Origin of the sequence: Devosia sp. (assembly GCF_034675085.1) — a bacterium.
GTDB lineage: Bacteria > Pseudomonadota > Alphaproteobacteria > Rhizobiales > Devosiaceae > Devosia.
Genome location: NZ_JAUCDN010000129.1, coordinates 1 through 8,796, shown reverse-complemented (window position 1 = coordinate 8,796; position 8,796 = coordinate 1). Strand labels below are relative to the sequence as shown.

At 66.9% G+C, this 8,796-nt stretch carries 10 protein-coding genes; 4 read left to right on the top strand and 6 right to left on the bottom strand.

Annotated features, from left to right (window positions below):
* Positions 1–1,292 (top strand): ROK family transcriptional regulator (locus tag VDP82_RS09795; RefSeq protein ID WP_323014664.1); only part of this gene is annotated, 1,292 nt, incomplete at its 5' end.
* On the opposite strand, the gene VDP82_RS09790 is transcribed toward VDP82_RS09795, so the two are convergent.
* On the bottom strand, positions 1,281–1,583 hold the full coding sequence (locus tag VDP82_RS09790) for an integration host factor subunit alpha (protein WP_323014663.1): 303 nt from the start codon (positions 1,581–1,583) through the stop codon (positions 1,281–1,283). The genes VDP82_RS09795 and VDP82_RS09790 overlap by 12 nt on opposite strands.
* Positions 1,584–1,779: 196 nt before the next feature.
* Here VDP82_RS09790 and rirA point away from each other — a divergent pair, with 196 nt between their 5' ends.
* Both rirA and VDP82_RS09780 read left to right on the top strand, forming a co-directional pair.
* Positions 1,780–2,241, top strand: a complete 462-nt coding sequence (gene rirA / locus VDP82_RS09785) for an iron-responsive transcriptional regulator RirA (RefSeq protein ID WP_323014662.1) — start codon at positions 1,780–1,782, stop codon at positions 2,239–2,241.
* Positions 2,242–2,567: 326 nt separating this feature from the next.
* Positions 2,568–4,382: an ABC-F family ATP-binding cassette domain-containing protein gene (locus tag VDP82_RS09780; protein WP_323014661.1), complete on the top strand. Its 1,815-nt coding sequence runs from the start codon at positions 2,568–2,570 to the stop codon at positions 4,380–4,382.
* Between the two features lie 3 nt (positions 4,383–4,385).
* Here the strand turns inward: VDP82_RS09780 and VDP82_RS09775 are convergent, their stop codons facing one another.
* Complete coding sequence (locus tag VDP82_RS09775; protein ID WP_323014660.1) at positions 4,386–5,432, bottom strand: LacI family transcriptional regulator; 1,047 nt, start codon at positions 5,430–5,432, stop codon at positions 4,386–4,388.
* A 505-nt stretch (positions 5,433–5,937) separates the two neighbouring features.
* On the opposite strand from VDP82_RS09775, the gene VDP82_RS09770 reads away from it, so the two are divergent.
* On the top strand, positions 5,938–6,156 hold the full coding sequence (locus VDP82_RS09770) for a hypothetical protein (protein WP_323014659.1): 219 nt from the start codon (positions 5,938–5,940) through the stop codon (positions 6,154–6,156).
* 54 nt (positions 6,157–6,210) lie between these two features.
* Here the strand turns inward: VDP82_RS09770 and VDP82_RS09765 are convergent, their stop codons facing one another.
* The 4 genes from VDP82_RS09765 to VDP82_RS09750 all read right to left on the bottom strand — a co-directional run.
* Positions 6,211–6,360, bottom strand: coding sequence for a hypothetical protein (locus VDP82_RS09765; RefSeq protein ID WP_323014658.1), 150 nt, complete (start codon positions 6,358–6,360; stop codon positions 6,211–6,213).
* A gap of 87 nt (positions 6,361–6,447) precedes the next feature.
* On the bottom strand, positions 6,448–7,017 hold the full coding sequence (phnN, locus tag VDP82_RS09760; RefSeq protein ID WP_323014657.1) for a phosphonate metabolism protein/1,5-bisphosphokinase (PRPP-forming) PhnN: 570 nt from the start codon (positions 7,015–7,017) through the stop codon (positions 6,448–6,450).
* A gap of 5 nt (positions 7,018–7,022) precedes the next feature.
* Positions 7,023–8,156, bottom strand: a complete 1,134-nt coding sequence (locus tag VDP82_RS09755) for an alpha-D-ribose 1-methylphosphonate 5-triphosphate diphosphatase (RefSeq protein WP_323014656.1) — start codon at positions 8,154–8,156, stop codon at positions 7,023–7,025.
* On the bottom strand, positions 8,156–8,796 hold a 641-nt coding region (locus VDP82_RS09750), incomplete at its 5' end, for a DUF1045 domain-containing protein (protein WP_323014655.1). The genes VDP82_RS09755 and VDP82_RS09750, both read right to left, overlap by 1 nt.

Genomic DNA, 8,796 nt, shown 5'->3' with positions numbered 1-8,796 from the left:
CGGTTCAGCCCCCCTGGGGCCCACCGGAACGCGCCACGCAGGTTTACCGGCGATTTCTGGATGTGACCATGGCCCAGACCCGCACCCGATCCAGCCCCGACGCTTTCGATGCCGGCGGACGCGGTGTGCAGCATCAAAGCCTGCGCCGGGCCAATGAACGGGCGGTGATGACCGCGATCGGCTTCAACCCGGGCCTGTCCAATGCCGATATCTCCCGGCTCTCGGCGCTGGCCCCGCAAACGGTCTCGGCCATATTGCTCGACATGGAGCGGGCCGGGCTCATCATGCGCGGCGAAGTGCTGCGGGGGCGGCGCGGCCAGCCCGCCACGCCCATCTATCCGCGCGCCGAGGGCGGTTTTTCCATCGGCGTCGAAATCGGCTGGAAGCATATCGACGTCTTGCTGCTCGACATGCATGCGCAGGTGCTGTCGCGCCAGCAGCGCCGCCACGCCTATCCAGACGCAAGGCGCGTCGTCGGCGATATCGTCGAGATGATGGGGGCGGTGATGCCCCGTCTGGGCGTCGCGTTGCGCCCCCGGCTGCGCGATATCGGGGTGGCGATGCCGAGCAATATCGGAGCCGTGCTGCACCTGACCCTGCCCGAGGCGCCGCCCGAACAGGCGCAATTATGGAGCGCGCTCGATCTTGCCGGGCAATTGCGGGACGCTACCGGGCTCGACGCCACGCTGTTCAACGACGGCAATGCCGCCTGCTGGTCCGAGCTGATCGCCTGCCCCCGTCCGCGTCCGCCCGGCTTCATCTATTTCTTCATCTCCTGCTACATCGCCGCCGGCATCGTCGGGGCGGGCACGCTGCGCGAGGGGCCGAACGGCCATTCGGCCAATCTGGGCTCGATGCTGGTGGGCCTGGGCGAGGACGGCACGCTGCTGCCGGCCCATGACATCGCCTCGCTGACGGCGCTGGAGCGGCGCCTGGCCCGGGCCGGCATCGCCCATGAGCCCCACGCGCCCGAGCAATGGGATTGGGCGGGCTTCGGGCCGGTGCTCGACGCCTGGATCGCCGACAGCGCCGCCGCGCTCGCCCGGGTGGCCTACAGCACCTCCGCCGTCATCGAGACCGGGCTGGTGGTGATCGACGGATTGCTGCCCGCGCCCATCCTGGCGCGGCTGATCGCGCAAATGCAGGCCGAACTCGAGCGCCTGCCGGTCACCGGCCAGGCCCTGCCGCATCTGCGGGCCGGCCATTCCGGCGCGCAGGCGCCCGCCATCGGGGCGGCCGAGCTGGTGCTCTACCGCCGGCATTTCCTGCGTGAAACCGGATCAGGACGCTGAAGGAAGCCGGCCCATGGCCTGGCGCAGCTGCGCGCTGGGCGTGAACACCACCGTCTGGCGCGAGGCGATGCGATGCTCGGTGCCGGTGCGCGGATTGCGCCCGATCCGCTCGGCGCGCTCGCGCACCTGGAACGAGCCGAAGGCGGTGAGCTTGACGTTTTCGCCGGCCATCAGCGCTTCGCCCATCAAGGCGAACATGGCGTCGCCGATGGCGGCAATGTCGGATCGGCTCAATCCCGTCCGGCGCGCCGCCGCTTCGCTGAGCAAGGCGCGAGTCAGAGTCGTGGTCATTTATATCGTTCCCCCCTGCTTAAATTCATAGCCAGAATGTAAGTAACTGTCCAGTCGGGGAGCAAATATGAAAACAGCAATCATATTTAGTTGACATATTTTAGAATGGTTATAAGCTGGAAGACATCGTAAGCTCGAAAAACCGCCGAATCGCCGGGGTTTCCGCCTCCCCGCCGCCTGCCAGAAAGGGTCCGCCGTGCGCCTGACGCGTCAATCCAACTATGCCATCCGCACCCTGGTCTATTGCGCCGTCAACGAGGCAGGATTGAGCCGGGTGGGCGATATCGCCAAGGCCTACAATATTTCCGAATTGTTCCTGTTCAAGCTGATCAAGCCGCTGGTGGAAAACGGCCTGCTCGAAACCGTGCGCGGCCGCCATGGCGGCATCCGGCTGGGCCGCAAGGCCGAGGACATCACCCTGCTCGATACCGTCCGGCTGACCGAGGAAAGCTTCGCGCTGGCCGAATGCTTCGAGGACGGCGCCGACTGCCCGCTGATCGGGGAATGCGACCTCAATGGCGCGCTGCGCGAGGCGCTGGGCGCCTTCTTCGAGGTGCTCGCCAGCTATACCATCGCCGATCTCGCCAGCAAGAAGCGCTCCATCCGCGATCGGCTGGGGCTGAGCGCCATGGAGGCGGTGCGCGCGCCGATGCACTGAATCTGAAAGGTCTCCGTACCTGGCACCCCGGCCCTGTCCGGGGTGTTTTTTTATGCGCGGATAGATGCGGCCCCGCTCGAGGGGAAGCGCCATGGAAGCGGCGCGACGCGCAGGTTTTTGCTGCCCGCTATAATTATGAGTTTGACAGTCATAATAAGCTGTGTTTTGATCCCCCTATCACAGGACGCAACGGAGCCGAGGGGATCCGGCCGGAGCGGACTGTTGAGACGACGGGGCTTGCTGCTACCGTCTCCCCGGGCCGGCCAGGATCCTCAACGTCCTGTCCGGCCTTTCCTTTGCGCCCGGCCTATGCTCTATGCCGCGCCATGGCCGCAGCACCGCTTCTCTCGCTTCAGAACATCCATCTCACCTTCGGGGGCACCACCCTGCTCGAAAGCGCCGAGCTGATCGTGGCGCCGGGCCAGCGCGTGGCGCTGGTAGGGCGCAACGGCTCGGGCAAGTCCACCCTGCTGCGCATCGCCGCCGGCGAGGTGGTCCATGACGGCGGGGTGCGGTTCGTCGAGCCCGGCGCCACGCTGCGCTATCTGCCCCAGGAGCCGGACCTCAGCGCCTTTGCCACCACGCTCGCCTATGTCGAGGCCGGGCTGGGGCCGGGGGACGATCCCTATCGCGCCCGCTATCTGCTGGAATCGCTGGGCTTGACCGGCGCGGAAAGCCCCGGGAACCTGTCGGGGGGAGAGGCGCGCCGCGCCGCGCTGGCGCGGGTGCTGGCGCCCAGGCCCGATATTCTGCTTCTGGACGAGCCCACCAACCATCTCGACCTGCCGGCCATCGAATGGTTGCAGGACGAGCTCAATTCCCTGCGCTCGGCCATGGTGCTGATCAGCCACGACCGGCGGTTCCTCTCCGACCTCAGCCGCTCCACGGTGTGGCTCGACCGCGGCGTCACCCGCCGGCTCGACAAGGGCTTTGCCGCCTTCGAGGGCTGGCGCGACGAGGTGCTGGAGCAGGAAGAGCGCGACCGCCACAAGCTCGACCGCCAGATCGTGCGCGAGGAGCATTGGCTGCGCTACGGCGTCACCGCCAGGCGCAAGCGCAATGTGGGGCGCCTGGAGCGCCTGGCCGGCCTGCGCCAGGAGCGGCGCGAACAGCGCCGGGTGACCGGCAATGTCTCCATGCAGGTTTCCGAGGGGCGGGTGTCGGGGGCGCTGGTGGTGGAGGCGGAGAGCATCGCCAAAAGCTTCGGCGCGCGAAAAATCGTCAGCGATTTTTCCACCCGCGTACTGCGGGGCGACCGCATCGGCATTGTCGGCCCCAATGGAGCGGGCAAGACCACGCTGATCAAGATGCTGACCGGCCTGCTGGAGCCCGATAGCGGCACTATCAAGCTCGGCGCGGCGCTGGAACTGGCCATGCTCGACCAGGGAAGGGCAAGGCTCGACCCCGCGACCCGCCTGCGCGACGCGCTGACCGGAGGCGGCTCGGACACGCTCCACATCAACGGCCAGCCCAAGCATGTCGTCGGCTATATGAAGGATTTCCTCTTCACCCCCGAACAGGCCAATACCCCCATCGGCAAGCTCTCGGGCGGCGAGCGCGCCCGCGTGGCGCTGGCCCGCGCCCTCTCGCTGCCCTCCAATTTCCTGGTGCTGGACGAGCCGACCAACGATCTCGATCTGGAAACGCTCGACCTGCTGGAGGAAATGGTCTCGGACTATGCCGGCACGGTGATCGTGGTCAGCCACGACCGCGATTTCCTCGACCGGGTGGCGACGTCGGTGGTGATGGCCGAGGGCGACGGGCGCTGGACCGAATATGCCGGCGGCTATTCCGACATGGTGAGCCAGCGCGGCAGCGGCGTGAATGCGCGCATGGCCGAAAAGACCCCGCGCCCCGCCAGACCCTCGGCGGCGCCGGCCGCGACGGCGGCGCCCGCGCCCAAGCGCAAGCTGAGCTTCAAGCAAAAGCACGCGCTCGAGACCTTGCCCAAGGATATCGACAAGCTCGACGCCGAGATTGCCGCGATCAACGCGGTGCTGTCCGACCCCAATTTCTACACGCGCGACCCCAATGGCTTTGCCGCCCGGTCCAAGGCGCTGGAAGCGGCGGAAGCCAAAAAGGCCGCCGCCGAGGAGCAATGGCTGGAACTGGAAATGCTGCGCGAGGAACTGGAAGGGTAGAGCCTACTCCCAATCGAATTTCGGCTTGGCCAGGTAGTGCAGCTCTTCGGGGGGCTCGCCGCCGATGCGGCGGAGCAGGAGCTGGCCCATCTGCCGGCCGGCATCGACGAAATCCTCGAAGGCGGTTTCCGCGCCGGGCTGGAACTGGGCGAACATGGCGGAGGACTGCTTGGAAACCACGCGGGCGGTCTCCCCGATGACATGGCCGCTCTCGCGCAATCCCCCGATCACCGCCAGGGCGGAGACCTCGGAGGCGCAGACATAGCCATCGGGCGCGTCGGGCCGGCGCGAGCGCTTGATGACGTAATTGCGGATGGCGTCGGTGGCGCTGCCCAGATTGACGTCGCCGGCAAACTCATGGGCGATGCCCACTTCCTCGGCGGCTCGCGCCATGCCCGATTTGAGATGGTCGGTATAGGTCAGGGCGCTGTCGGGCAGCACGATGGAAACGCGCTTGCACCCCTGGGCGGCAAGGCGCTTCACCGCCCCATAGGCATAGGCGTCATTGTCGAAATCGACGAAGGGATGCTGCTCGGGCCAGTTGGTGCGGCCATGGCTGACAAAGGGAAAATCATTGTCGATGAGGAAGCGGATGCGCTCGTCGAAGCTCTCGGCCTTGGAGAAGATGACGCCATCGGCCATGCGGTTGCGCACGATATGGCGGATCGGCTCCATCGGATCGACATTGCGGAAAAGCGGGGTGATGACGATGTGATAGGCGGTGTCGCGCACCGCCTCGCTCAGCCCGGTGACGATGGAGGAGCCGAAGCCGTAGATCTGCTCGTCCGGCTCGAGCACCAGCGCCACCACATTGGTGCGCCCGGTCTTGAGGCGCAGGGCGGCCCGGTCCGGCAGATAGCCGATCTCGGCGGCAATCTTCTGCACCCGGTCGCGCGTATCCTGCGCCAGCTCGGGCGCATTGTTGAGCGCGCGCGAGATGGTGGTGACGGCAAGGCCGGTCATCTGCGCAATGGTCTTGAGCGTCGGCTTGCCGGATGGCTTGACGCCGCGCTTGCCCTTGGCGGCAGCGGGCAGATCGTCTTCGGCCACGTTTGTCGTCCCTCGTGCCGCGTTGCATCGCGGCTGGTCTTAGAAAGGTCCGACAAGACCAGATTGTCCGGCCCAGTTCAAGCATTTCCGGGGCCGCCGAAAACAGCACCCCCCCGAAAACCGCGCGAGATTTTTCGGTCTTAGGCGAAAGTCGGGTAGGGTTTTTTGAAAAAATCGTCTTTGCGGGTCGCTACGGCACTGGAATTCGAAAACAAACGCCCCTATCTTGCCATCATCCATCGGTATCCACCGATTGTCGCATCGCAACCAGCAGGAAAGGACTGACGATGACCCTGTCGCACGCCGTCACCACCCATGCCGGTTCCATGCTCGTACGCCGCCACTTGCAACTTGCCAAACGCTGGCAAGGGATCTGTCGCCGCAAACGAATGTGACCTCTCGTCACGCCTTCGTCTCAAACTTCCGATAGAATTCCCGCATTGCCTGCCCGGATGGTGCCCCGCACCGCCGACGCCGCCGCAATGCGCAAGTGGAACCTCCTCCCATGCAGGAAAACAGCATCACCAGGGCCCCGGTCCAGCGGCCCATCGTCATCGAAGTCGGCGGGGAACCGCTGGGCGTCGTCATCCCCCAGGCCGAGGGTTACCGGTTCCTCGCGGTCAGGCTGCCCGCCTTCGCCGTTGACGGCCAGCATTTCGAAACCATCGAAAAGGCCCATTTCGCCGTGTCCCAGGCCGTGCGCGCCGGCAACGCGGCGGCGTGAAAAAAGGCGAGGCCCGCGCCTCGCCTTGTCTTGCCTTGGTTCGCGAGCCGCGGTTCAGCCATTTCCCTCTATGGAAATTCCCTGCCCGTCCACGCGCACCTCAACCCCAGGCCGGGCCTGTTCCTGCTGCCAGGCATAGATGGCGAAGCCCACCACCACGACCAGCAGAATGGCGACGATGGCGTAAAGTCCGTTGCGGTTCATTGAAAACTCCTGACGCTGTTGATCGGGTGCAACGCACCAGAACCGGTAGGGTTCAATCTCGTGGAAGGCGCGCAGGCATCCCCGGCGCTATTCTTCCGCCGCGATGGCGCGCAGGGCCATGACGAAGGCGGTGATGCCGATGGCCAGCGGCCCGGAATTGTCGATGATGACGGGATCGACCCCCGCCGGCACCGGCGGGCTTTCGCGGGCCAGCCGGGCGGTGACCTGGCCGGAATTTTCCCGCCCGCGCTTGAGCAGGCGTTCGGCGCGGCGCGAGATTTCAGCGGTGATGAGCACCACGGCGGCATTGGGATAGCGGGCCCTGGCCAGCGTCACCGCATGGCGGGAGACGCTGGCGACGACGATCCGGCCCAGGGCGATGTCGGTATCGACGCCCAGCGGCAGGCCATAGCGCCGCTCATGGGCTTCCCAGCAAAGCGCGAGGCGCCCCGCCGCTTCCACCTCGGCAAACAGGGCGGGCTCGATCTCGTCATGCTCGTCTCCGCCGCTGCCGGAGGCGGGCGTCGCCAGCCGGCGCACGAAGGAGAAGCGCTTGTCCCCGTCCAGCGCCTGCCGGGCCCCGGCGATGAGCGTATCCTTGCCGACCCCCGAGGGGCCGACCACCAGAACCAGCGAACCGAGGGGACGCGCCGCCATCGCCGTCAGCTCACCCTTTCGCCCTGCCGCCAGACGCCGCGCACCACCGGCAATCCATCGACCACGCGCACCCGCACCAGATCGGCGCGCCGGCCCGGCGCGATCTCGCCGCGGTCGTCCAGCCCCGCCGCGCGCGCCGGATTGGCGCTGACCATGGCCAGCGCCGCCGCCAGGCCGAGCCCCTCGACCTTTTGCGGCAACAGGAACGCGGCCTGGAGCAGGGCCATGGGCACATAATCGGAACTGAGAATATCGAGCAGGCCCGCCCGCACCAGGTCGGTGGCCGAGACATTGCCCGAATGGGAGCGCCCGCGCACCACATTGGGCGCGCCCATCAGGATGGAAAGGCCCCCATCATGGGCGGCGGCCGCCGCTTCCAGGGTGGTGGGAAATTCGGCGATGGCGACGCCATCCTCCACCGCTTCCTCGACATGGAGCAGCGTGGTGTCGTCATGGCTGGCCAGCGGCAGGCCCAGCGCCCGTGCCCGCGCCACGATATGGGCGCGGTTGGGGGCGGCATAACGGTCATGCTCGGCCTGACGGGCGGCGAGATAGGCCTCGACATCGCCCTGGCGGCCCAGCCGGTCCTTGTAGAAGCGCTTATATTCCTCAAGGGAGGCGAACTGGCGCTGGCCGGGCGTATGGTCCATCACCGAGGCGAGGCGGGTATGGGCGGCTCCGGCATGGGCCTCGAATTGGGCGATGACGTCATGGGCGGGCAATTCGCAGCGCAGATGCACGAAATGCTCGGCGCGCAGCCAGCCTCCGTCCCGTCCGCCGGCGATGGCGGCGGTGAGCTTTTCCACATGCTGGCCCATTTCCGGCATGTCCACATCCGAGCCGATGCGCACCGCGTCGAAGACCGTGGTGATGCCCGAGCCGGCGACCTGCACGTCATGGGCATGGAGCGAGGCCAGCGGGTCCCAGAAGACGCCGGGGCGGGGGCGATAATAGTTTTCGAGCTGGTCGGTATGCAGCTCGACAAGGCCGGCGACGAGATAATCGCCTTGAAGGTCCTCGCCCACGGCGCCGGCGCCCGCATCGATGGACGCGATGGTGTCCCCTGCGAGGGAAAGGCTGCCCAGGATCTCCTCATCGGCCAGCACGATCCGGCCATTGCGAAAGCTGGTTATCCTCATCAGAGCGCGCCTCCGAGCGGGAAATCGGCGAGGCGGCGGAACAGCTTGCCGCTGTCGGGCTCATGGAACAGGCTCAACCGGTCCAGCGTCACCTCTTCGTCCAGCGCCGGGCCGAACCAGGTCCGGGCCGCCGCCAGCATCTCGGCCTGGTCTTCCGGCTCCAGCCGGTCGCTCAGCGTCATGTGAAACTGGAACTGGTCGAGCACGTAGGGATAGCCGTGGCTGTCGAGCAGTTCGGCCTGGCGCGGGGTGAGCCCGCCCTGAAGGCGCTTCTCGCGCTCCCTGGGGCTCATCGGCGCGCGGAAATCCTCGAACGCCTCGACCACGCCGGCGGCGAAGCCGGGCAGGGTGGGGTGGGCCTCATCGGCCAGCAGCGCCAGGAAGCCTTCAATGGTCGCCAGGCGCAGCCGGCCCAGCGAAACGGGCTGCTGGCGGGCGGCAAAATCGGCCAGGGCAGCGCAGAACTGGGCCTGGCTGCGGCCATCGGCCAGCGCCATCGGCGCCTTGATTGTGGCATGAAAGCCGTAGCGGCTGGCGCCCTGGGTCAGATTGAGCAGGCGATTTCGATCCAGCCCCGCCACCGTTCCGCCCAGCAATTCGCCGGTGCTGGCGTCGCGCCCGAACCATGTGGCGGCGCGCT

What these genes read in the sequence shown, in the direction of transcription:
- VDP82_RS09790 (WP_323014663.1), bottom strand. Translation starts at nt 1,583, where the DNA reads ATGACCACGACTCTGACTCGCGCCTTGCTCAGCGAAGCGGCGGCGCGC.
- VDP82_RS09780 (WP_323014661.1), top strand. Translation starts at nt 2,568, where the DNA reads ATGGCCGCAGCACCGCTTCTCTCGCTTCAGAACATCCATCTCACCTTC.
- VDP82_RS09770 (WP_323014659.1), top strand. Translation starts at nt 5,938, where the DNA reads ATGCAGGAAAACAGCATCACCAGGGCCCCGGTCCAGCGGCCCATCGTC.
- VDP82_RS09765 (WP_323014658.1), bottom strand. Translation starts at nt 6,360, where the DNA reads ATGAACCGCAACGGACTTTACGCCATCGTCGCCATTCTGCTGGTCGTG.
- phnN (WP_323014657.1), bottom strand. Translation starts at nt 7,017, where the DNA reads ATGGCGGCGCGTCCCCTCGGTTCGCTGGTTCTGGTGGTCGGCCCCTCG.
- VDP82_RS09755 (WP_323014656.1), bottom strand. Translation starts at nt 8,156, where the DNA reads ATGAGGATAACCAGCTTTCGCAATGGCCGGATCGTGCTGGCCGATGAG.